This window comes from Rheinheimera mangrovi (genome assembly GCF_003990335.1).
GTDB lineage: Bacteria > Pseudomonadota > Gammaproteobacteria > Enterobacterales > Alteromonadaceae > Pararheinheimera > Pararheinheimera mangrovi.
In genome coordinates this window covers 1,366,115-1,389,698 of the sequence record NZ_CP034683.1, presented here as the reverse complement: position 1 = coordinate 1,389,698, position 23,584 = coordinate 1,366,115, and the positions used below count along the sequence as shown (strand labels likewise).

23 protein-coding genes are annotated in these 23,584 nt (G+C 46.0%); 6 read left to right on the top strand and 17 right to left on the bottom strand.

The window, feature by feature from the left end:
• Window positions 1-11 precede the first annotated feature (11 nt).
• Entirely contained in the window at window positions 12-3,437 is a 3,426-nt protein-coding gene (gene smc / locus EK374_RS06315; protein ID WP_127021180.1) for a chromosome segregation protein SMC, read from the bottom strand.
• Between the two features lie 179 nt (window positions 3,438-3,616).
• On the opposite strand from smc, the gene cysZ reads away from it, so the two are divergent.
• Entirely contained in the window at window positions 3,617-4,333 is a 717-nt protein-coding gene (gene cysZ, locus EK374_RS06310) for a sulfate transporter CysZ (protein WP_127021178.1), read from the top strand.
• A 136-nt stretch (window positions 4,334-4,469) separates the two neighbouring features.
• Here cysZ and EK374_RS06305 read toward each other — a convergent pair whose 3' ends face one another.
• The 5 genes from EK374_RS06305 to EK374_RS06285 all read right to left on the bottom strand — a co-directional run bounded on the left by EK374_RS06305 (window position 4,470) and on the right by EK374_RS06285 (window position 7,715).
• On the bottom strand, window positions 4,470-5,075 hold the full coding sequence (locus EK374_RS06305; RefSeq protein ID WP_233280355.1) for a mechanosensitive ion channel domain-containing protein: 606 nt from the start codon (window positions 5,073-5,075) through the stop codon (window positions 4,470-4,472).
• A 66-nt stretch (window positions 5,076-5,141) separates the two neighbouring features.
• Window positions 5,142-5,639 (bottom strand): YcgN family cysteine cluster protein, encoded by a 498-nt coding sequence (locus tag EK374_RS06300; RefSeq protein WP_127021176.1) that lies wholly within the window; start codon window positions 5,637-5,639, stop codon window positions 5,142-5,144.
• Window positions 5,640-5,652: 13 nt separating this feature from the next.
• Entirely contained in the window at window positions 5,653-6,315 is a 663-nt protein-coding gene (locus tag EK374_RS06295) for a fumarylacetoacetate hydrolase family protein (protein ID WP_127021174.1), read from the bottom strand.
• A gap of 2 nt (window positions 6,316-6,317) precedes the next feature.
• Window positions 6,318-7,433 carry a lytic murein transglycosylase gene (locus EK374_RS06290; RefSeq protein WP_127021172.1) on the bottom strand — a complete coding sequence of 372 codons (1,116 nt, stop codon included), beginning with the start codon at window positions 7,431-7,433 and terminating at the stop codon, window positions 6,318-6,320.
• Between the two features lie 3 nt (window positions 7,434-7,436).
• Complete coding sequence (locus tag EK374_RS06285) at window positions 7,437-7,715, bottom strand: YcgL domain-containing protein (protein ID WP_127021170.1); 279 nt, start codon at window positions 7,713-7,715, stop codon at window positions 7,437-7,439.
• Window positions 7,716-7,856: 141 nt separating this feature from the next.
• On the opposite strand from EK374_RS06285, the gene minC reads away from it, so the two are divergent.
• From minC to minE, 3 genes are read left to right on the top strand one after another with little or no spacing between them, the layout of a single operon-like run.
• The gene (gene minC, locus EK374_RS06280) at window positions 7,857-8,558 is read left to right on the top strand and encodes a septum site-determining protein MinC (RefSeq protein ID WP_127021168.1); all 702 of its coding nucleotides are present in this window, start codon (window positions 7,857-7,859) and stop codon (window positions 8,556-8,558) included.
• Between the two features lie 12 nt (window positions 8,559-8,570).
• Window positions 8,571-9,380 (top strand): septum site-determining protein MinD, encoded by an 810-nt coding sequence (minD, locus tag EK374_RS06275; RefSeq protein ID WP_127021166.1) that lies wholly within the window; start codon window positions 8,571-8,573, stop codon window positions 9,378-9,380.
• A 4-nt stretch (window positions 9,381-9,384) separates the two neighbouring features.
• The gene (gene minE, locus EK374_RS06270; protein ID WP_008900582.1) at window positions 9,385-9,645 is read left to right on the top strand and encodes a cell division topological specificity factor MinE; all 261 of its coding nucleotides are present in this window, start codon (window positions 9,385-9,387) and stop codon (window positions 9,643-9,645) included.
• Between the two features lie 60 nt (window positions 9,646-9,705).
• On the opposite strand, the gene EK374_RS20880 is transcribed toward minE, so the two are convergent.
• The 4 genes from EK374_RS20880 to fadD all read right to left on the bottom strand — a co-directional run bounded on the left by EK374_RS20880 (window position 9,706) and on the right by fadD (window position 14,104).
• Window positions 9,706-10,284 (bottom strand): DUF4397 domain-containing protein, encoded by a 579-nt coding sequence (locus EK374_RS20880; RefSeq protein WP_233280353.1) that lies wholly within the window; start codon window positions 10,282-10,284, stop codon window positions 9,706-9,708.
• Between the two features lie 119 nt (window positions 10,285-10,403).
• The gene (locus EK374_RS20875) at window positions 10,404-10,943 is read right to left on the bottom strand and encodes a DUF4397 domain-containing protein (protein ID WP_267898336.1); all 540 of its coding nucleotides are present in this window, start codon (window positions 10,941-10,943) and stop codon (window positions 10,404-10,406) included.
• Between the two features lie 273 nt (window positions 10,944-11,216).
• Window positions 11,217-12,362: a ribonuclease D gene (gene rnd, locus EK374_RS06260; RefSeq protein WP_127021164.1), complete on the bottom strand. Its 1,146-nt coding sequence runs from the start codon at window positions 12,360-12,362 to the stop codon at window positions 11,217-11,219.
• An 83-nt stretch (window positions 12,363-12,445) separates the two neighbouring features.
• Window positions 12,446-14,104, bottom strand: coding sequence for a long-chain-fatty-acid--CoA ligase FadD (fadD, locus tag EK374_RS06255; RefSeq protein WP_127021162.1), 1,659 nt, complete (start codon window positions 14,102-14,104; stop codon window positions 12,446-12,448).
• Between fadD and EK374_RS06250 the strand changes: the two genes are divergently transcribed.
• Entirely contained in the window at window positions 14,086-14,538 is a 453-nt protein-coding gene (locus EK374_RS06250) for a hypothetical protein (protein ID WP_127021160.1), read from the top strand. The genes fadD and EK374_RS06250 overlap by 19 nt on opposite strands.
• Here the strand turns inward: EK374_RS06250 and EK374_RS06245 are convergent.
• From EK374_RS06245 to EK374_RS06235, 3 genes are read right to left on the bottom strand one after another with little or no spacing between them, the layout of a single operon-like run.
• Window positions 14,527-15,357 carry an alpha/beta fold hydrolase gene (locus EK374_RS06245; protein WP_164731830.1) on the bottom strand — a complete coding sequence of 277 codons (831 nt, stop codon included), beginning with the start codon at window positions 15,355-15,357 and terminating at the stop codon, window positions 14,527-14,529. The genes EK374_RS06250 and EK374_RS06245 overlap by 12 nt on opposite strands.
• 8 nt (window positions 15,358-15,365) lie before the next feature.
• Entirely contained in the window at window positions 15,366-16,226 is an 861-nt protein-coding gene (locus EK374_RS06240; protein ID WP_127021156.1) for a class I SAM-dependent methyltransferase, read from the bottom strand.
• Window positions 16,189-16,785, bottom strand: coding sequence for a Slp family lipoprotein (locus EK374_RS06235; protein WP_127021154.1), 597 nt, complete (start codon window positions 16,783-16,785; stop codon window positions 16,189-16,191). Before EK374_RS06235 ends, EK374_RS06240 begins: the two co-directional genes overlap by 38 nt.
• Window positions 16,786-17,047: 262 nt before the next feature.
• Between EK374_RS06235 and EK374_RS06230 the strand changes: the two genes are divergently transcribed.
• Window positions 17,048-18,349 (top strand): alkaline phosphatase, encoded by a 1,302-nt coding sequence (locus EK374_RS06230; RefSeq protein ID WP_127021152.1) that lies wholly within the window; start codon window positions 17,048-17,050, stop codon window positions 18,347-18,349.
• A gap of 104 nt (window positions 18,350-18,453) precedes the next feature.
• Here EK374_RS06230 and EK374_RS06225 read toward each other — a convergent pair whose 3' ends face one another.
• From EK374_RS06225 to EK374_RS06210, 4 genes are all read right to left on the bottom strand, one after another.
• On the bottom strand, window positions 18,454-21,267 hold the full coding sequence (locus tag EK374_RS06225) for a TonB-dependent receptor (protein ID WP_127021150.1): 2,814 nt from the start codon (window positions 21,265-21,267) through the stop codon (window positions 18,454-18,456).
• Window positions 21,268-21,806: 539 nt separating this feature from the next.
• Window positions 21,807-22,304 (bottom strand): chalcone isomerase family protein, encoded by a 498-nt coding sequence (locus EK374_RS06220; RefSeq protein WP_127021148.1) that lies wholly within the window; start codon window positions 22,302-22,304, stop codon window positions 21,807-21,809.
• Complete coding sequence (locus tag EK374_RS06215; RefSeq protein ID WP_164731829.1) at window positions 22,297-22,785, bottom strand: DUF2878 domain-containing protein; 489 nt, start codon at window positions 22,783-22,785, stop codon at window positions 22,297-22,299. The genes EK374_RS06220 and EK374_RS06215 overlap by 8 nt, the downstream gene beginning before the upstream one ends.
• Window positions 22,782-23,525: an SDR family NAD(P)-dependent oxidoreductase gene (locus EK374_RS06210; RefSeq protein ID WP_127021145.1), complete on the bottom strand. Its 744-nt coding sequence runs from the start codon at window positions 23,523-23,525 to the stop codon at window positions 22,782-22,784. The genes EK374_RS06215 and EK374_RS06210 overlap by 4 nt, the downstream gene beginning before the upstream one ends.
• Window positions 23,526-23,584 lie beyond the last annotated feature (59 nt).

Here is a 23,584-nt window from a genome sequence, read left to right as displayed (position 1 = left end):
CCTTTTAGTTTTTAGGCTTGTGCCATTTTCACGGCATCTTCCACATCTACAGCCACAACTCGTGATACACCGGGCTCCTGCATGGTTACACCCATTAATTGTGCAGCCATTTCCATGGCAATTTTATTGTGACTGATATAAATAAACTGCACAGTTTCAGACATTTCCCGTACCAGATTACAAAATCTGCCGACGTTCGCATCATCCAAAGGTGCATCAACTTCATCCAACATGCAAAAAGGTGCCGGATTTAATCGAAAAATCGAAAACACCAATGATAAAGCGGTTAGCGCTTTTTCACCACCCGAGAGTAAGTGAATTGTACTGTTTTTTTTCCCTGGCGGCCTCGCCATGATAGTTACACCTGTTTCTAACAGATCTTCTTCGGTTAAATCAAGATAGGCACTGCCTCCACCAAACACTTTTGGAAATAACGTTTGCAAGCCTTCATTGACCTGCTCGAAGGTTTCTTTAAATTTCTGCCGGGTTTCTCTGTCAATTTTTCTAATCGCAGTTTCCAGAGTCTCCAACGCTGAAACTAAATCCTGATGCTGCGCATCCAGATACTGTTTACGCTCGTCCTGCTGTTCAAATTCTTCAATAGCTGCCAGGTTAATCGGTCCTAAACGTGACACTGAATCTTGTGTTTTTTCCAGTTGCTGTTGCCATTCTTGTTCGTTCGCTTCAGCGGGTAGCGTTTCACTCAGCTCCTTAAAGTTCACCTGCAGCTCTGTCAGCTGCTCCAACATATTGTTGGCTCGGACTCTGTAGCCCTCAGCGCTTAACTGGAAATCTGCTAATTCTTTTTGCTTTTGCGTTAATAAATGCGCTACGCCCTGATGGCCTCGTTCAGCCTGACGCAGCTTTTCTTCTAACAAATGTAAAGCTTCGGCTTTTTGCTGCACTAAAAGTTCAACTTCAGCCCGTTGCTGCAATAACAACTGTAATGCCTCGTGTTGTTCGCCATCCGGCTCTGTCACTTCGGCCAGTTGGTCCTGCACCAGTTGCAAACGCTGCTGCAGTTGCTGTTGTTGCTGTTGGCTACGTTGTAAATTCTGTTGGCTGAAACTCAGCTGCTTTTGCGCACTTTGTTGTTCCAGCTGCACTTGTTGCAGTTGCTGACGCACTAAATCCTGTTGCTGTTTCAGTTGCTGATGGTGCTGCTGGCATTGTGTCTGTTGTTGCTGCAGCTGCCATTCTTTGGCTTTTTGCGCCTGATACTGCTCATCCAGCGCTTCAGATTGTTGCTCCAGTTCATCAAGCTGCAGGCTTATCAGCTCAAAATCCTGCTGCTGCACTGTTAACTCAGTCGATGCCTGCACGCGTCTTTGCTGCTGCAATTGTTGCTGTTGTTGCAGTAATAAAAGGTCGGTACTGATTTTTTGCAGTTGATCTTTTGTTTGCTGCAGCTGCTGCTGGCTGTGTTGCCACTGCTGCTTGCTCTGTAAGAGTTCAGTATTGGACTGTGCTTCTAGCTGCTGATCTGTCACTAATTGCTGTTCTAGCTGCTGGAGTTGTTCTGCCAATTCCCGCAACTGCTGTTGCCGTGTTAAGTAGTTGTCTGAAGCAGCTTGTCCAGGTACCAGTTGCCAGTTGCTGCCTAGCCAGATGCCTTGCGGACAAATCACGGACTGTTGTGGTTGTAGCTGCTGTTGTTTGGCTTGGGCTTGTTCGATATTGTCAGCCAGCAACACGCTGTGAAATAGATCCGGATAAAGACCTGAGCGGATCACCGCGGCTAAAGTCCCGCTTTGTGCTTTTAACTCTGTAGGCAGCACATAACTTTGCACAGTGTCCTGTTCAATGTTCTGTTTAGCCCCCTGCTCTGCGGTGGCATGCTGCAATTCCCCCAACACCAGACTGACAGCTTTGGCCCATTGAGGCTCAATCTCCAACTGCTTTAACAGTTGTTGCTGCTGTTTATTCACCTGCTGCTGGATCTGGTTGAGTTTGTCCTGCTGCGTCTTCAGTTGCCTTAATTCACTTTGCCGCACCATCTGCTGTTGTTTACGGTCCTGCAGCGCCTGCTGCAACGCCTGATAATGCTGCTCAGCATCTGTACTTTGTTGCTGCAACAACTCAAGTTGCTGCTGTGTTTCTAGCTGCTTGACCATTAAGGGCTCTGCCGCTGTTGAATCAGTCACCGCATCCAGTTGAGATAGTTCTTGCTGTAACTGACTGATACGGTGTAGTAACTGCTGCTGTTGCTGCTGGCTGTGCTGCACCTTTAACTGATTCTGTTGCTGCTGTTGCTGCACTGCAAAAAACTGCTGTTGCCATTGCTGTAAAGCACTCTGCGCACTGAGTAAACGCTCTTCAGCCTGATCGAGTTGTTCGGTCAGGCTTTCAAACTGCTCTTGCTTCAGTTCACTATCAGGTGCTGCGTTTTCCAGCTGCAATTCAAGTTCTGCCAGCTGTTCCTGTTGCTGCGCTATGTAGGAGTCTGCTTCCTGCAAGGTCAGCTGCAAGGAACGCAGTTCGTCGGTCAGACTTTGGCGGCGTTGGCGTTGGTGCAGTTGCTGTTGTTCTAAGCGGGTGATTTGATTACCAACCTGATAATACTGCTGCTGCACTTGCTGCTGTTCAGTACGTAAATCCTGCTGCTGTTCTTTCAGTTGCAACACTAATAGCTGATCGCCAGACTGAGCCGCCTGAAACTGTTCTATTTCGGTGAGTTTGTGCTGAATGTCCAGCTCGCTTTTTTGCAACAAGCCATGAAAGTGTAACCATTTCACACAGGCCAATTCGGCCTTGAGCTTACGCTCCTGCGCTTTGAGTTCTTTAAAACGCGCCGCTGCTGCCGCCTGACGTTTGAGTTTATCCAGGTTTTTACCCAACTCTTCCCGCACATCAGATAAACGGTCCAGGTTTTCACGGGTATGTTTAATGCGGTTTTCAGTTTCGCGCCGGCGTTCTTTGTATTTGGAAATGCCGGCCGCTTCTTCAATAAAAATACGTAAATCAGCAGGCTTGGATTCGATCAGCCGCGAAATCATACCTTGTTCGATAATGGCGTAACTGCGGGGACCTAAGCCTGTGCCAAGGAAAATATCTGTGATGTCACGACGGCGGCATTTAGTGCCATTGAGGAAATAATTCGACTGGCCATCCCTCGTCACTAAACGCTTGATGGCTATTTCACTGCGATCAGCCAGCGTGCCTTGCAAACGACCTTGAGTGTTTTCAAACATCAGCTCAACAGAAGCCTGAGACACGGGTTTGCGCTGCGTTGAGCCGTTAAAAATGACGTCTGTCATCGCATCACCACGCAGGTTTTTCGCCGAGCTTTCGCCCAGCACCCAGCGTACAGCATCAATGACGTTGGATTTACCGCAGCCGTTTGGGCCCACTACAGCTGTCATTGCAGCGGGAAAAGCCACCTGGGTAGGATCAACGAAGGATTTAAAACCCGCTAATTTAATTTGCTTAAGACGCATCTGTCCCTGAACAATAAGGCCGAGGTTTTGTTAACAAAAGTGAATGTAACAGAACTGCGGTGCTGCTGTCACGGCCGCTTTGTATTCCTGCCCTGAAAAAGTTGCTTACGGATTTTATCTTGCAGCTCAATCAGATGGCTTATATGCTCGGCTCATTCGTTCCTGCAGGAGCTCAATGGATGCGTTATTTAATGAAAGGCCTGAACTTAATTCGGGTCAAAGGCTTAAAACGTTATGTGGTAGTGCCACTCTGTATCAACCTGATGCTGTTTGCTTTGGCTTTTGGTTATTTATTTAGTCAGTTAGGTGGCTGGGTCGAACAAGTGGTGGCCACTTTGCCGGACTGGCTGAGTTTTATCGGCTTTTTAGTCTGGCCTCTGGCACTGTTTTCTATCGTAATGGGGTTGGCTTTAACTTTTACCATGGTGGCTAATTTTATCGCCGCGCCTTTTAATGCCTTGCTGGCAGAAAAAACCGAGCTGCACTTAACAGGCCAGCCGCTACCGGATCAGGGCCTGGCAGCATTTTTAAAAGACGTGCCGCGTATGCTGGGTCGAGAATGGCAAAAGTTTGTCTATTGTTTACCGCGCGCCATTGGCTTTTTATTGTTGTTTTTTATATTGCCTGGTATAGGCCAGTTATTATGGTTTTTATTCTGTAGCTGGATGCTGGCGATTCAGTACTGTGACTATCCTTTTGATAACCATAAAGTACCTTTTGATACAATGCGTAGGGCTCTAAAACTGCAGTGGAAGCACAGCTATGCCTTTGGCATCAGTGTTTATGTGCTGAGTTTAGTGCCATTGATTAACTTACTGATTATGCCTGTGGCTGTTTGTGGCGCTACGGCTATGTGGGTAGATAAGTTCAGAGAAGCCTTGCGTTTGCCCGAATAAACCCTTCGTACTTGAAGCTGCAGCTTTGTTGACTTCACGCTCTCGCCCCAGTCACATAGGTAACCTATGCTCCTGGGGTCTCAATCGCTTGTCGCCTCGCTGCAACATCAATTACTTTGGGTTCAAACAAGCAAGACTAGCGGTGATCAGGGTGTCTGCGCCGCCATCTGTTTACCATTTTGTTTTTATCGGCTCTGAACTGATGCTGCACTATGACAGGACGAGACACGATCAGGTTATTGGGATAGACAATCTGCTCGTTGTTTTTGGTCAGCAGTACTGTGCTGAACAAATTGATTTCCACCACCTTGCCTTCGACATGGTTCGCACCATCGATAATTTTTACTTCAGCACCTGGCGCAAAATTACGTTGACCTAACATAATAAAAAAGGCAGTGATGTTGCTCAGCAATGACCAGGCTGCAAATAACGCCACACCTATAACAGCAATCATTGAAGAGGCGAGAACCAGCAAGCCTTTAATGTCGATGCCCCAGACCACACTCAGAATAACAACCAGCAGTAAAAACAGCAGAATATGAAAAACCACTAAAGCACGGCGGTTCATTTCATCCTTTAATACGCTGGCGGCTATAGTGCGATACAAAAATGGGGCAATACGACGACTCAGGACTATATAAATCAAGATAATGACTGCACTTATCACCATCTGCACTATAGCCGGACTAAAACTGGCCATTAACTGTTTGAACTGATGCAAAATCTGCATGGCTTCTTGCACAACCATCACCCTCAAATCAAAAAAACGCTATTTTTAGTTGCCCAACCGAACCGTTACTAAAAGGGATTAATCTAAGTCGTTAATAGCCCAGGTCACAATATAATCTTCAAATTTTTCCATATCGACCATGTCTTCAGAAATGGTTTTATTACGCACTGACATTTGCTTTTTATGCATCAGACTTTTTTTGCCGTTGTTTAACAGCGGATGCCAGGACGGTAAACCACGACCTTCATGCAAACGGCGGTAGCTGCAGCTGTTTGGCATAAAAAAGATGTCTTTTAAATTATCCTGAGTCAGTTTGACACAATCCGGCACCAGCTCTGTACGTTTTTCATAGACAGTACAGGCACATTTGTGACTGTCCAGATAACGACAAGCGATATTGGTAAAATGGATTTGCTCGTCCGGCTTAATGTAGTCGGTTGGGCCTTCAGCGTCTTCGTCTTCATCATCAATAAATTTATTCAGACAACATTTAGCACAGCCGTCACAAACGGCTTCCCACTCTTCTGTTGTCATTTGTTCCAGGCTTTTTGTTTCCCAGAATTTTGCTGTTAACACTTCAACCTCTCTGTCAGCGTACTGACGTCTTAATATGTAGCTTGTTAGCCAGAGTTAATTCTAACTGATCGCCGCTATAAAGTGGCCCCACACCTGCTGGTGTGCCGGTCAGCACCAGATCACCTGGTAACAAAGTAAAAAACTGCGACATTTCGCTGATGATTTGAGTGACTGAACGGATCATCATACGAGTATCGCCTTGCTGACGCTGTTCACCATTCACCGTCAGACTAAACTGCAACTGCTGCACATCTCCCAGCTCATTAGCAGCAATAAAACCAGAGACAGGGCAAGCGCCATCAAAACCTTTGGCGATTTCCCAAGGCCGCCCCAACTCTTTTAATTTCTTTTGCTGGTCGCGCAGCGTTAAATCCAGCGCCAGACCATAACCCCAAACCGCGTCCAGCACTTGCTGTGGAGTCACTTTGGTTAAAGGTGCTTTAATCAGCACGGCCAGCTCAGTTTCATTATGCACAGCACCCAGTTGTTGTGGGATAGAGAATGGCTGGTGCATATCCACCACAGCTGTGGAAGGTTTGATAAAAAACAGCGCTTCCGGTGCTGTTTTGCTGTTCATCTCGGCTATATGGTCCTGATAATTCTGACCTATGCAAAGCACTTTGCCTGCAGGCAGGTGAATAACCTGTCCCTGAACATCTTTATGCTGATAACTCATGTTTAATCCTCAGCCACTATTAAATCTGCAAGATAACCTACGCTGGTGACAAAATAATAAGAGCGGTTCCAGTGCATCAGCGTTTGGTAGTTGCTGTACGCCAGATAAACCCTGCCGTGTTCATCATCCGGCATCACCAATGCAGCTTTGATATCTCGTTTGGGCAATGCTTTACCTTCAATGGTGCGAACCCCTAAAGTTTGCCATGCAGCTAAAGAACGTTCAGATTTAGCCCACCACTGCAGCCACTGAGTTCTGTCTTTGCTGCCTTTTGGGATCACGTAAGAGAAATCAAAGTTTTTAGGAACTTTTACTTCCCTGCCCCAGGTTTGGCTATTGTCCCAGCCCCGGGTTTTTAAATAATTGGCAATAGAAGCAAAGGCATCGGTGCGGCTTTGCCAGATATTGATATGACCATCGCCGTCACCATCCTGAGCGTAGGACATAAAAGCACTTGGCATAAACTGGCTTTGGCCCATAGCACCGGCCCATGAGCCTTTCATGTCTGCTAAGTTGACATGGCCTTGTTGCAAAATATCCAGCGCCAGAAAAAATTCCGATTTAAAAAAGGCTTCACGACGGCCGTCATAAGCCATAGTGGCTAGAGCCGAAGGCACTGAGTAGTTGCCCATAAACTTACCGAAGCTACTTTCCAGCCCCCACAAGGCAACAATAAAACGCGGCTGTACACCATATTTCTGGCCTATGGTTTCCAGTTCCTGTTGATGCTCTTTGTAGTATTTACGGGCAAGAGAAATACGCTGTTTACTGATCCGTTTTGGTAAATAAGTATCTAACGTCTCAGTGAATTCAGGCTGTTTTTTATCGGCCACTACAGCAGACTGATAATGCGTTAAACTGGCGAATACGTCATTAACCAGCGCATTGGAATAACCCTTTTGTAAGGCTTCCTGCTTTAACGCAGCGGCGTATTGTTCAAAACTGCCTTTAGTCACAGCAGCTGGCGCAGGCAAGGCCGGAGCAACGTTTTGCGGTTGCGGCTTCGCAGCTACAGTTTTCACCGTTTCACTGGTCGCCTGCGCCTTGCCAGACACAGTGCTGGTACAGGACAACAATAAGCCACTGACCACAATGACTGCGATTTGAGTCAACTTCATCTGTTACTCCTTGTTTTGCTGGCTCTCTTTATGCGCTTTGAGTAAATCTTCAGGCGGCGGAGGCAACTGTAAATAAAACCCCCGCTCTGTCAGTTCGTGTCTGACCTTGTTGATATCTGCATGGGCTAATTTGCTTTTGGTTGCCAGATTAATCAGTGTGACCAGTTGCGGTTGACCAAAGGTTTTAAGTAAGGCTTCAGGTACAGCGCTAAAATCATCGCGGCGCAATACATACAAATAGGTTTGGTCCATCTTAGGACTTTTATAGACAACACATAACATAGGACAAAAACTACTCTTACTAACTTGCCTAACAGGGGCGCAAACTATAACATGAAGCACCAGCCTTGCGTACCAAGCGAATAAAGGCTGACACGAATTTTTGCCGTCATTAAACAAATAATAAAGTGCGCATTTTGAGCTATGTCTGATCATTCCTTTGAATTAAAAGGCAGTTTGTTTCCACTGTCTGTGTTGTATTGTCAGGACCTGTCTGCTGCTGCAGTAAAAACTCAGCTGCAACAAAAACTGGCCCAAGCTCCTGCCTTTTTTTACCGCGCACCTGTGGTGATTAATGTCGAGTCTGTTACTCAAGCTCCTGATTTCGAAGCTATTGCGCAAGTATTTAAAGAACTTGAGCTGGTATTAGTAGGTGTGTGTGGTGCTTCTGCTGAGTTGAAAAAACTGGCCCAGGCCGCTGGTTTAGCCTCATTACAGCTGAGTAAAAGCAAAACACCGGCGAAAGAGCCAAAAGAAAAAGAAGCTAAAACAGAAGCGGCTGTTGCGGCTCCTGTGATGGAAACCAAAGTGGTGGAGCAAAATATTCGCTCTGGCCAACAAATTTATGCCAAAGGTGCAGATTTAGTGATCCGTGGTACTGTAGGTGCAGGCGCTGAAGTTATAGCCGATGGAAATATACATATTTACGGTACACTGCGTGGTAAAGCCATAGCAGGCGCTGCCGGAGATAGTCAAAAACGCGTGTTTTGTCACAAGCTGGAAGCCGAACTGATCTCCATAGCCGGAAGTTACTGGTTGAGTGACAGTCTGCAAGGTGAATATTGGGGTAAGTCGGCTTGCATTGGGTTGCAGGACGATAAGTTGGTTTTAGCAGATTTGCTTTAAGGATATTTTGCGATGGCAAAAATCATTGTTGTTACATCAGGTAAAGGTGGCGTAGGCAAAACTACGTCAAGCGCGGCTATCGGTACAGGCATCGCCATGCGCGGTTTTAAAACCGTGATTATCGATTTTGATATAGGTTTAAGAAACCTGGATTTAATCATGGGCTGCGAGCGTCGTGTGGTATACGACTTCGTCAACGTGATTAACGGTGAAGCCAATTTAAAACAGGCGATGATCAAAGATAAACGTATCGACACCCTGTTTATTCTGCCTGCTTCACAAACCCGTGATAAAGATGCTCTGAGTAAAGAAGGCGTAGAACGTATTCTGAACGAGCTGGCTGAAGAATTTGATTACATTATCTGTGACTCACCTGCTGGTATTGAATCAGGCGCTATGATGGCGTTGTATTTTGCCGATGAAGCCGTGGTTGTGACCAACCCTGAAGTATCATCAGTACGTGATTCAGACCGTATTTTGGGTATGCTCAGCAGCAAGTCACGTCGTGCTGAACAAGGTTTACCAGGCATCAAAGAACACTTGCTGTTAACCCGCTATAACCCTGAGCGTGTAGTCAAAGGTGAGATGTTGAGCGTGGAAGACGTGGGCGAAATTCTGGCGATAAAACTGCTGGGTGTGATCCCTGAATCACAAGCCGTATTAAACGCGTCGAACTCAGGTCAGCCTGTTATTTTGGATCAGGACAGCGATGCAGGTCAGGCCTATTTAGACACGGTCGCCCGCTTGCTTGGCGAAGAAGTGCCTTTCCGTTTCTTGAATGTTGAGAAAAAAGGCTTGCTGAAACGTATATTTGGAGGCTAAGCGAATGTCGTTATTGGATTATTTCCGTTCAACGAAAAAAAATACAGCTTCAACTGCCAAAGAGCGGTTACAAATTATCGTTGCTCATGAACGTAACAGACGCAACAGTCCGGATTATTTACCACAGCTGGAGCGCGATATTCTGGCGGTGATCCGTAAGTATGTTGATATTGCTGACGATCAGGTTTCAGTATCGCTGGAGAAAAGCTCGGACGAGCTGTCTGTACTGGAATTAAACGTTACTTTCCCAGACGATAAGAAGTAATAAACAAAAGAGGCAGAGTCTGTGACTCTGCCTCTTTTTTGCTACTGCACGTTGTTAAAATCATCCAACAGGATCAATCCCAGATCCGCTGTTAAGCCTTCGCCATCCCTTGCTACTGCTGTGTATACGATTTGCATCCAATGTCACTGCCACAGGACCAATGGCGGCTGTTTTGGTACCTGTTGCTGTCACAGTGACAAAATAATCGCCCGCTGGTACCTGGATATACCCAGAATCTGCTTTAAAAGCGACATTGCTCAGCGCCGCAGTGGCAGTTGAAATATCCGAGTTTGCCGTCAGGTAAACATCCACTGGACCTGCCAGGCTGGATCCATGGATCACACGGATTTGTGCAGCTGTCGCAATACGACGTGGATTATCCACGACCACCAAAGGCTCGATGCTGTCTTCGGTTAAAGAGCCGACAGCGTGCACTGTGTAATAAGCATCGGCTTCCAGCTCCAGATCGGCATTAATCACCACCACAGAGTTATCCGCATCTGCTGCTACTTTTACATTGTAGGTGTCCGGAGCCAGTTCAGCGTAACCTGTGATATCAGGGAAAGCTAAAGCGTTGATAGCTTCGGCACCGTCTACGAATACATCGACAGCAGGTGCGTCTGAGACATCATGTACCACCCGAACAGCAGAAACTGAGCCTGTATCTAATAATTCAAGGCTGGTGTCGCCTCCCTGAACTAAAGCTAATAATGAGACTGGTGACGGACCAGCAAATTTACTGTCTAAAGCGGCAATAGTTAAGCTGTGCCTGCAGCAAGAGCTACGGTGCCTGAATCATAGACTACTGTAGTCAGGTTGCCGGCTGGCGTAATACGCACCCTGTAATCACCTGCAGGGACTACGACTTCACCCGTTGCAGCAGAAAACTCAAGAGTAGCAGCCACAGTGCCCGCAGATAAGTTGACGGCAGGAGCTGGTAAGTGCACATCTACTGTTGGGGCAGAAGCCGCAGCGTGAACTACACGCAAGCGCACATTACCGCTACTTACTGCCGTTTGTGGGAAATTAATCACCAGAGGTTCGATGCTGCTATCCGCTGCTTTGCCAATGGCAAATATGACGTAGTCAGTTGCCTGAGCTAAAGATAGGCTGGTTTGCGGAAAAACGGTGGCCAGCCCATTGCCAGATAATTTAGCATCGACAGAAGCACTGAAATTCCCCGGAGTTACAGACACTGGCCCGGAAGCATATCCAAAGGCCAGATTTCCAACCGCAACACTACCTTTCGCATTCACAGCCACTTCAGGAGCATCAGACACGGCGTGCGCAACTTTAATTGTTGCGTTAACTGGCGGCGGTGGAATAACAGGTTCAGGTGCTGGATCGGAATCGTTACAGCCAGCGACAGCAAGCAGAGCGAAACCAAGGACACATTATTTATTTTTCCATCTCATCATCAATCCCCTTTTGATTGTTAATGTTGCAAAAGGGTTACGCCGCTATTTTTGACATCGACCAATAGCTATTTTTGAAAAAAATCAGATGATTTAGCCGAAAAAACGTGTAAAACCAAATAAAAAACGACTCGTATATACGAAGCTCGACTTTAATCAGATCAAATGTTGCACGTGCTGTGGCACAGGCAAAAACTTCACTAACAGCTCACGGCGCCAGCCACGCAAAAACTCTGGAACTGGTAATTGAGCTCTGTCTTCATCACTGACACGCCAGCACCAGTTAAAGTACTCTGTGCTTTGACGACGTACTGCCATAAATTCAGCCGGAATGCCGGATTCTTTAGCTGCGGCTTTAATAGCTTCAGTGATTTTTTGCATTTCTTCTTTAACCCCCTGAAATGCATTAGTGTGGTAAAAAGGTGCCGGACACTGATCCAGTGGTAAAGCTTTGGCCTTTTCAATCAAAGCCAGAACGGCTTTGCCGTGGCGACGCACTTCACGGCCTGGCAATTCAGGGATATTAAACATCGACTCCAGACTACCAGGGCGGCGTTTTGCTATATCCAGTAAATGGTGATCTTTAAAGATAAAACCCAGCGCCATATCATGCTGCAGGGCATAGTCCTGACGCCAAATCACCAGTTCACGCAAAATAGCCAACTCACGCGGCGTCAGCAGATTACTATTTTTCAGTTCCAGGTGGCGAAATGACAAAGGTAAAGCATAAGAGCGACGAGCTATTAAATGTTCGCCTTCAGCAAGCAGCAATTCGTATTGACCCTTTGCCATCAGCTCAGTTTTTAATGCCTGATAGACATCCAATAAATGCTCTACATCTTTGGCAGCATAGTCCAGTTGCAGAGCAGACAAAGGACGCGCTATCCAGTCAGTGCGGGATTCGCTTTTATCCAGCTCAATAGCACAAACTCGTTGCACCAGTTTGGCATAGCCCTGACTTCCGCCCCAACCTGCCAGTTCAGCAGCAAGTTGAGTGTCTATCAGAGGTAATATAGGCAACAGATTTTTAGTGGCTAAGGCTTCTAAATCTTCATTACAGGAATGCACCACTTTGCACACTGCCGGATTAGCAAAGAGTTGCTGCAAGGAACTCCAGTCATCAATAGCTAAAGGGTCAACCAACGCTAGTTGTTTGCCATCAAACAGCTGAATTAAACCAAGCTTTGGGTATAAGGTGGTTTGGCGGACAAATTCAGTATCAACAGCTAACAGGTCCGTACTGGCGGCTTGCGCACAAAAAGCAGCTAAAGCAGATGAGGAAGTTATAAGCTGATACGTCATGTTAAATCCTTGATTGTCTCTTTCTATTTCTTTCGCCAACTTTTGATTGTAAAAAAACCGGCAAAAGCCGGTTTTTTTCTGGATTAACCTTTCAGCTCCCGCCTTAAGATTTTACCCACGTTCGTTTTTGGCAATTCAGTGCGGAATTCTACCAGCTTCGGTACCTTATAGCCCGTCAAACGTTCCTTACAGTGTTGAATTAATTCAGCATCTGTCAGGCTCTGGTCTTTTTTCACAACAAAAATCTTCACCGCTTCGCCAGTAGATTCATTGGGTACACCAATGGCAGCAACTTCAAGGACTTTGTCGTTCATCGCAACCACTTCTTCAATCTCGTTTGGATACACGTTAAAACCTGAGACTAAAATCATGTCTTTTTTGCGATCGACTATGTAGAAGAAGCCCTCGTCATCAACACGGGCTATATCCCCTGTTGCTAACCAGCCATCTGCATTCAGTACCTTTAACGTTTCATCAGGTCTGTTGTAATAGCCTTTCATTACCTGCGGACCTTTGACCCACATTTCACCGGCTTCGCCAGCAGCAGCTTCAACGCCATCATCATTGACCAGCTTGATGTCTGTGGAAGGCGCAGGGAAACCAATGCTGCCATTATACGCAGGCAGGTTATAAGGGCTAACTGTGACCAAAGGCGCACATTCAGTTAAACCATAACCTTCCACCAGACGAGTACTAGTGACTTTCTGCCAGCGCTCGGCCACGGGGCGCTGCACGGCCATACCACCACCCAATGCCAGCTTCATATTGCTAAAATCCAGCTGGGCAAAACCTGGTGTATTCAGTAAGCCATTAAACAGCGTGTTCACACCTGTAATAACTGAAAACGGATACTTCTCCAGCTCTTTGACAAAGTTAGGCATATCCCTTGGGTTGGTGATCAATAGATTTGTACCACCATACTTCATAAAGACCAGGAAATTAGCCGTTAAAGCAAAGATATGATAAAGCGGCAGTGCGGTAACTACGAATTCCTTACCATGAGTCAGCAGAGGACCGATGCAGCCGTCAGCCTGCTCCAGGTTAGCCACCATGTTGCGATGCGTCAGCATAGCGCCTTTGGATACGCCTGTAGTGCCACCTGTGTACTGCAGAAAAGCTAAGTCTTCTCCAACAACCACAGGCTTTTTGTACGCAGCGGCATTACCAGTGGCAATAACCTGCTTGTACGTGACGTATTTTTTCAGATTATGCGCAGGGATCAGCTTTTTAACATGCTTAACGACCAAGTTGACGATAGTGCCTTTGACCAGGCCCAACATATCGCCCATATGGGTCAGGATCACGTGGTTCAGCTTCACTTTATCCTGCACATCAGACAAGGTATGAGCGAAGTTCTCAACAATGACGATAGCTTTGGCTTGTGAGTCGAGTAACTGATGCTCTAATTCACGTGGAGTGTACAGTGGGTTGACGTTCACCACTACGCAACCAGCACGCAGAATACCTAAAATACAGACTGGGTATTGCAGCAGGTTTGGCATCATCACGGCAACAGCATCACCTTTTTTCAGACCTAACTGTTGTTGCAAATAAGCAGCAAACTTTAAGCTCAACTGATCCAGTTCTGCATAAGTAATGCTTTTGCCCATGTTGATATAGGCGGTTTTATCAGCGTAGTCTTTAATACTTTCAGCAAAGACTTCCAATAACGACGCGTAATGATCAGCATTAATATCTGTCGGAACGCCTTCAGGGTAATTTTTTGACCAGACTCGATCCACTGTCCTCTCCTCGTGGTATTTATTATTTTTTAGTTATAGTAGTTATAGTTAGTGCTTTGGCCCTTTGTACAGACATCGAAATAATCTGCTACAAAATGACACTGAGTTTTTACTCTAATCCTGCATCATCCCACAATTGCTTTCATTTAACAATTGTCTGCGGAACCAGCAGTTCTGACCCCGACTATAACAGCATAAAAAATCGTCAGGAACGATTTTTAACGGCTTTAGCTGGCCCGCAAGGGGGCTCTGCAGGGATTGCAGAGCATAAAAAATCGTCAGGAACGATTTTTAACGGCTTTAGCTGGCCCGCAAAGGTGATCTGCAGGATTGCAGAGCATAAAAAATCGTCAGGAACGATTTTTAACAGCTTTAGCTGGCCCCAAAGGGTGCTCTGCAGGATTGCTGAGCATAAAAAATCGTCAGGACAGTAAAAATTGACGAATTGCGTTGGCTGTTGGCTCAGGCTGAGTCATATGACAATGATGACCTCCGCTCAACTCAATCAGCTCCAGTTGCCGATAACAGTGCTGATACTCTTGTCGCGCCTGCTGCATCATCGGCAAGCCATCTTTCGCCAGAATAGCCAATACCGGGCATTGAATGTCGTGGAGCAGTTGCGTGGCCTGTGGCTGCAATAAACGATATGCGGATGATTCACGTAAGCGCATATCTGCAGACCAGGTGAGTCCGCCAGCGCATGCTGTTGTGCCGCGTCTGGTAAGTATGAGTGCAGAACTTAGATCAAAATCACTTTGATTTTGCCTGGCAAGCGCTGCGCTTTGCAGATCGCTGTACACTGGTTTTTGTTTATTTGGACTTTGCCATCTGTGGTTAATTGCGGTGCGAACCTGATGTGTTGTGTTGCTCGCTTCGCCTGTCACTAATCCTATACTGTCAATCAACACCAGTTTACGCACCATCTCTGGCATTACTGCAGCCAGTACAGAGCCAATCATAGCGCCCATTGAATGACCGATAATATCGACCTGCTGCCAACCCGCTATTTTAATCAGCGTAGCCAGATCGTAAATCCAGTCTAAAAAATGATAATGAGCATCGCTACTGCGATGTCCTGACTGACCATGGCCTGGTAAATCAACTGCGACCAGATTCAGTTCTGGCAAATAAGCAGAGAGAGGTAAAAAACTATCGGCGTTGTCCAGCCAACCATGCAAACACAAAGTCACCTTTTGCTGCGCCGGACCTTGTTGCCAGCCCGCTATAGACACAGCGGGCAGAGAAAACGCCACCGCAGGCATTACTCGCTGGCGGCCTTTACAAATTTTAAAGTCATACGATCACTTTCACCAATGGCCAGGTATTTTTCCCGCTCCACTGTCCCCATAGCTAAAGTTGGAGGTAAAGCATAAACACCTTTTGGATAATCTTTGGTGTCTTTTGGGTTGGCGTTAATTTCTGATTTGCCTACCAGTTTAAAGCCAGCCTGCTCTGCAACTGCAATCACATAAGATTCATCAAGATAGCCTTCTACAGCAGAACTGGATATTTCGGATACCCGACTGGCTCTGTGTTCTACTATCCCGAACACACCACCAGGTTTCAGTACATCAAATACTGCGCGGAATACATCCAGCAAATAGCCTTGTTCATTCCAAATGTGAGCATTACGGAAACTCAAAACCATATCGTACTGTTGCGCCAGCCCCAGATACATATAAGCCGGTGGGTCAAATTCTGTTTGTTGAATGGAGCCAAAGTGTTCTTTGTGTTTCAGAATTCGCTGGCTGAGTCTTTCACTGATGCGGCTCCAGAATATTTTTCTGTCGTCTTGCATAGTGCCATCGTCAACCCGGAAATTAGCAATACTCAATTTGCCCTGCCCTTTTAAATAGGGACCAAGAATATCGGTATACCAACCTCGTGCAGGCCAAATCTCCAGCACAGACATAGTCGGCTTAATGCCAAAAAAATTAAGTGTTTCGACCGGATGACGATGTTGATTTCTGGCTTTATCTTCTACGCTGCGGAATGAATGCTCAGCTAAAGCAGACAAATCAGGTGCGGAGGGCGTTTCAGCTACAGCGGCTGCGCTAAAAAGCGCAGCAGAAAGTAGAACTAAATTAAGGTTGCACTTTATTCTGTTTATTATTGTCAACATGAACTGGACCTTGTGTTGTCGATTGTTGTTTTGTAATAGTACGGACACGAATACCAGGACCGTAACCCCAGTAATAAGGGTAAGGACGCATCATGGACCAGGTATCAATAACCTCAACGCGGTCTTCCAGTTTTGGCCACAAATACACTGTTGCATCTTTGATGACAGGATAACGGTATTCATATTCGTCCACTTTACCTATTTCTGAGCGGGTCAGTTCACCCAACACTGTGACTGATTTGCCAGGCTGATACACCATAGGGTCTAAAAAGCCTTTGATATAGGTAACAAAACGACCTTTAGTTTGATCTGAGACTGCAGGACGTCCATTACTGCCCGAAGGAAAATACACAACTTCAAGACGGGTTTGGTTGGCTTTATTACTTACTTGCGCAATGACCCCACTCCAGCGGGCAGTACCAAAATCAATATTTTGTTGAGCCGCATTCTCATAGCTGGTCAATGCAACATTATCAGCAATACGTACCTGTTCCGGATAACTGGCACAACCTGCCAATGCCATCAGACTCAAAGCAACAGCAACAAACTTCTTACTCATGACCTTTTTACCTCGTTAACTACACGGCCTGTTAGATAAGGTGTAGCAGCTTTAGTTCCATTCTTACTCTAAGCCATGCATGATCAGCTCCGCAACACTTATATCTAAAGTTTATTCTTTTACATTTTCAGTCTTGCATTTACGTCTATTGGTCGCGTTTAGACCATTTACAGTTTTGTCATAATTTAATCACTGACGTAAGATAACCTCTCCCTACTGATTCTGGTAGCACCAGATTTTTAGCCATCTACAGAGCTTTCCTATGTTAAAAAAACTAAGTTTAATCAGCATCGCTTGTCTTGCATCTGCTTCTGCAATTGCTGCACCAAAAAATATTATTTATATGATAGGTGACGGTATGGGACCGGCTTATTTAGCTGCATATCGTTATTACATGGATAACCCGGACACCAAAGTAGTGGAACGTACGGTGTTTGACGAGTTATGGATTGGTAACGCCAGCACCTATCCGGATGACGACACAGTAGTCACAGATTCTGCTGCAGCGGCAACAGCACTGTCCAGCACTCATAAAACCTACAATGGTGCTATCGCGGTAGATCACGACCATAAACCTTTAAACACTATGCTGGAAATTGCCAAAGCCAAAGGCATGCAGACAGGTGTGGTGGTGACGGCCCAAATTAACCACGCCACTCCCGCCGGTTTTCTGGCGCATGACAAGAGCCGTCAAAATTACGATCAGATCGCAGATGACTATATCGACAACAAAGTGGACGGCCAGATAGTTGCCGATTTAATGCTCGGTGGCGGCACCAGCTATTTCATCCGCAAAGACCGGAATCTGGTGGAAGAATTTAAACAAGCAGGCTACCAGTACGCGGACAGCTGGGCTGGTTTAAAAACACTAAACAAGTTGCCTGCTCTGGGATTATTTGCACCTAAAGGCTTTTCCAGCGCTTTGGATAATCCAGAACCTCTGCCATTAAAACAAATGACGGAAAAAGCGCTGGAGTTATTGTCTCCGGCTGAAAAAGGTTTTGTGGTGATGATTGAAGGCAGTCAGATTGACTGGTGTGGTCATGCCAACGACATCGCCTGTGCTATGGCAGAAATGCATGATTTTGCTGAAGCGATTAAAGTAGCCAAAGCTTATGTGGATAGTCACCCTGATACTATTCTGGTGGTCACTGCCGATCACGAAACCGGTGGTTTATCTTTGGGTGCCAAAGGCAATTACAGCTGGAAACGCGATGTGATTAAAAAGGTAAAACATTCTGGCGACTACATAGCCGGCCAATTGTTAGCCCTCAAAGATGACAAGGTGTTTTATCAGGCATGGTTAGGTTTAACAGCTCTGGAACTGAGCGCTGAGGAGCAACAGCTGTTAACTAAAGCACGTACTGAAGGTCTGAAACCTTTGGCTGTGGCAGTGAAACAACGTATTGACCATCACTCCACCACAGGCTGGACTAGTGGCGGTCACACAGCTGCCGATGTGCCGGTACTGGCTTATGGTGCAGATAAACAAAGCTTTGCAGGCTTTCAGGACAATACTGAAATTGCCGGAAAACTGATCCAGTTTATTCAACAGAAAAAATGATATGTAGCTGTTAAAAAACAAACCCCACTGCATGCAGTGGGGTTTTTATTTGGTTCAGGGAAACTTCTGTTACCAACAGAAATCTCCCTTCACTTGCTATCAAGTTACATGAACTTGTAGTCCAGACCTAAATAGAAAGTACGGCCATATACGTCTGTGTAACGAGGGTCGAAACCAACCTGGTGACCAGCACCACCTGAACGTAAGGATAATGGCGGAGCACGGTCAGCTAAGTTGTTGATACCGAAGGTCACAGCCAAAGCGTCCATCGCCTGGTACTTAGTCTGATAGTTGATTGTTGCGTAAGACGGAACACTTAACTGAATGTCTACGCCTTCACCGTTTATAGAACCTAAACGAACATATTCGCTATCAGCATACTGTGCCTGATCTTCATACCCACTGCGATAGTTCAGCGTTACACTGTGAGCGAAATCGTCGTGAGTTAAGGTATTGATGAATTTAGCTACAGTTCTGAATACAACTGCATTGTCATCACCAAAACGACCTAAGCTGCTGATCCAGTCATCCGTAGTACCAGGACGAGTGTATTTGCTATCCAATACATAAGTACCAGCCAAAGTAGTGCTTAAACGACCAAAAGATAAGTCATTACCCACCGTTAAGTCCCAGTCAATACCTTTGTTGATTGACTGACCCACGTTGACGCTAGCGAAAATAATAGCAAGCTCTTCCTGACCAGTCGCCTGGTTAGTTTTAGTCGTGAACAGGTCACGGTAACGTCCCGGGTTGTTGACGATCTGAGATTCAGTTACCGAAGTCACCAGGTTGGTCAGTTCAATGTTCCAGTAATCCATACTGAAGCTGAAGTTATTATCAGGCGCATAAACAAAACCTAAAGTGTACTGCTCAGATTCTTCTGGCTTTAACGCTGCGTTGCCCTGACGGAAAGCTTCAAGCTGTTGCGGAGAGGCGCTGCACAATGCTGCTAATGGATCAGTAGTACCCGCAAATGGACATGTATATGGGCTGCTGGTTACACCAAATTCCACTTTAGGCTCTGCCAGAGCAAGCATTGAAGGAGCTTTGAAACCTGTGCCTGTTGAAGCACGCAGCAACAAGTCTTCAGTTGCGTTGTAACGCAGTGCAAGTTTATAGGTGGTGTCATTCATTGAGTCGTTAACTTTGTAACTGCCAGGTCCTGCAACACCATCTGCGTCGTAAACAAAATCAGAGGTCACTTCACCGATATTGTCATAACGCACAGCACCAGTCAGCTCCAGATTTTCTAGAGCCGGAACTATCACTTCAACAAAGCCACCATAATTATCGCGACTTAAATCGTACTCAGCGCTTGGGTTTCCACCTAACAACAGATTGTTTCTGTTGGCATCAGCCAAAGTACTTACAAACTTTGTATTACGGAATTCTGCGCCTGTACCAATATAGATATCGCCAGCAGGTAATTCATACACTGGTGTTGATGCTTTAAAGTCGATACCTTTAACTTCAGTGGTGTCGTTACTCCAATTACCGAAGTACTGAGAATCCTGCAGAGCTTTTAAGCCTTCAGCGCTGATTTTATCCGGAGTTTCAAATACGTTGACCAGCCCTGAACTAACAGCTGCCAAAAACTTCTGACGATTAGGGTAACCACCAGCGACGTTTTCGTCAGTATCATTTTTTGAGTAGGTAAAAGCGGCTGAGTAATCGATAGTGTCAAATACACCTTCAACACCAGTCACGATGTGAGTTGATTTGGTGTTCCACTCAGTAGCACGGCCACCCAATGGTAATGCACGCCATTGAGCTTGTACAGAAGTCACAGAAGCCAAATGCGCCGGATCGATATAAGGAACAATATACTGCTGAGCCAGAGCTGAATCGATGTCCAGAGGGAAGAAGCCTGTCGCGTTAGGAGCGATACGGGTGGTCTGCGAGAAATCAGAATACATTACATCAGCAAAGAATTTTGTGTCTTCGCCAAGAGCAATATCCGTACCTAACATCAATGAATCACGTTTACTCTCTGGTAGAATTTCTATCGTCGTTGTGAAGTCGTACTGACACACAGTTGATGATTTAAAGTTATCTGGTGCACAAGTGCCGTTTAGTTTCTCATAAGGGTTAAACGTAACGTCTTTAGTGGTACCTGTTGCAGCATCCGTATAATAATAACGGGCATTTCCAGGGATAGCGTTCGCAGAACCTGAGACGAAGTAATAATCTTTGTTATTGTGGCTGAACGGAATAATACCTGATTTAGCAAAGTCACGGTCTGTCGCTTTCAGCTGTTCCTGAGTATCACGGCTGTAAGATAACAGTACGTTGTAACCGTCCGTATCAAAATCACCTAAACCACCTGTAATAGAGAAATTGTCGCTGGTACCATTTTTCTCTTCAGGCTTGTTGTAACGGGCAGAAAGGTTCACACCCTGAGCATTATCTTTAGTGATGAAGTTAACCACACCAGCTATAGCGTCAGAACCGTAAAGAGCAGAAGCGCCGTCTGTCAGTACTTCAACACGCTCAATAGCAGCTAATGGGATAGAGTTCAGGTCAATAGTAGAGCCTGAGCCACGTGGTGCCATTCTGCGGCCGTTGATCAAAACCAGAGTGTAGTCAGAACCTAAACCACGTAAAGAAGCGGTTTTCATACCACCGCCGCCACCGCCTACCGAGTCACCATCAGTAGTGAAACCCTGCATAGACGGAATAGACTGGATTAAGTCACCTGCTGTTGCTAAACCTGAACGGTCGATAGCGGCGCGATCAATAGTCTGAACTGGCAATGCACCTTCCATATCAGTACGCTTGATACTTGAACCTGTAACCTGAATACGTTCAACACTATCAGTTTCCTGAGCTTGTACCGAACCAGAAAAAGTGACGCCTGACACAGCGCCAAAAGCGACAGCTAAACCAACTGCTTTTGACAACTTACTACTTACAAACATTTTGTCTCCCTGGACCACTGGGTAGTGGCTTTATTTTTACGGCAATCGACATGGGCGCCGATTGAAGTTACAACACGCCTGATTTGGGACAGCCCCAAAACGGCGGCGGATGATATAGGTTATTTTTTACTGGGGTCAACCGCTTTTAGGGCACAAATCACTGCGTTAATTGGCATCTGCCGCAAAAACTACAGATGTTAAATTTATGATAAAAATCAACAGGATAAAAATTCGAACACAAAATAGACGAGGGAAATTCATTAAAGGCGAGTATAGAAAAAACGGAGAAAAAGCCTATCAAACTGTTTCATAACAACAATTTCAAAAGCAGCCCGCTTTAGAGCCATAAACAGACCGTTGAATAAATAAACAAGACTCAAAGCAGCTGCTGGCTGGCTCACGACTTCAGGTAAATGAAATGAAAATCCGCATAAGCTAAATTAGCGGATACGAGATAAGGCCTGAGCGTTTTTCCAGTTCAGGCATATCCCAGACTAAACAGCGACAGGCGGCGCATTGCAAAAAGGCGATCGGTGAGCTTAAAGTTGCAGTAATTGTCGTCTTAATTTCGGCGCTGAGGTTTTGTCAGACAACCAGATATCTAAGAAAGCAGGACCAAAAGCAGGGTCAGTCACATCGCCCAACAGCTTGTCATTAAAATAAAACTGCACAGTGCTATCAGGCAGTAAAACGCAACTTAACTGGTCCCCTTTTTTCACATCAGTCCAGAGTTTATCCAACTGATTTGCCCAGTCCTTATGTTGACCTGAAACCTTACCTTGCAAATGTTCCCATTGATCGACTGTCGCTTCGATAAAATCAGCTTTACTGATATCCCGCTGATAAGTCAGTTTGAGTACCACAGGGCTGCTTTGCTGGTAATTATTCCAGCTGCCATCTGTGGTATAAAGCTGAGCCTGATATAAATCCCAGAATAAATAACTGAACTGGCCCTGCCCCACCAATTTGATGTTATCTGGCATAGCCTGAGCAGTTAAGCTGCAAAGGAAAGTCGCTATCACTAAAATTTTACGCATAAAATTTTCTGCTCCATCCTGATAACACGCCATAACAGCCCCAACACAACACAAGAACTACATAAGCTTCTGTTGCGCTACTCACCTGCATCTGACCACTTAAGGCAGCTCCCCCCAAATAAGCCATTGGACCAGACACAGCAGCAATAAGTGCCGCCAGCCAGTACTTTTGCAGATAGACTGAAAATACCTGCACGACCACCAAACTAAATGCCAACCATAAGGTCAGCATCCACAGCGGTAGCCAGCCTGAACCTGTGAAACTCAAAACACCACTGTACTGCAGCACTGAATCCAACGTAATGCCCACAGCAGCAAGAGCGAGCCAGGTCAAGCGTTCAGCCTTGCTGCAACGCCACAAGGACCAAAGCACAAACAGCAACACAGGAATAATCAGTAAGTTCTGAAACAACACCAACGCAAACCAGCTTAATTTAAAGCCGATTAATGCAGTCCAGTTCATGCTTGTTATCGTTGTCATGGTTGCCGCATCCCCGCCGCGACTTTGCAGCGCAATGAATAAGGCAACAGGTTCAGCAGATGCAGGCTCCATACCAGCCGTTTTGGAAACCTTATGCGTTGCTGCTGAGCCTGAAGTCCTTGACGGATACGCCCTGCGGCGTCTTCAACCTGCAGCAAAAAAGGCATCTTAAAATCATTCTTTTGTGTTAAAGGGGTATCGACAAATCCTGGTTCAATCAGACAAACCCGCACGCCAGAATCGGCCAGATCAACTCGTAAGCTGTCGGTAAAATAACTCAGCGCAGCTTTACTGGCGCCATAAGCCTGTGCTTTGGTAAAAGGAAATAGATGCGCCAGACTGCTGACGACGGCCAATGTGCCCTGCTCCGACTGTTGCAGCAGCGGTAATAACAGCTTCACAGCCGCCACCTGGGCCTGAAAATTCAGAGCCATAGTGCGGTCGAAAATATCCAGCGGCAGATTGGTGGCGTCAACATAATCACAGCTGCCCGCGTTAAGAATCACTAAGTCCAGAGCAGGGAGCTGCTGACTTAGCTGCTCTACAGCGGTCGAAAACAGTTCTGTATTGGTCAAATCCAAAGGCAAAGCCTGAATGCTGTTGTGCTGGCTGTGCAGCTCATTGAGTGCATTGACAGAACGAGCAACAGCGAGCACCTGCCAGCCTTCGTTAGCGTATTGAATAGCCAGTTCACGGCCTAAACCTGAACTGGCGCCAGTGATTAAACAATAACGGGACATAAATACAGACTCCTGAAAAAGATATCTGTATATACGTATGGTTTGAGTCTTTGGATCCC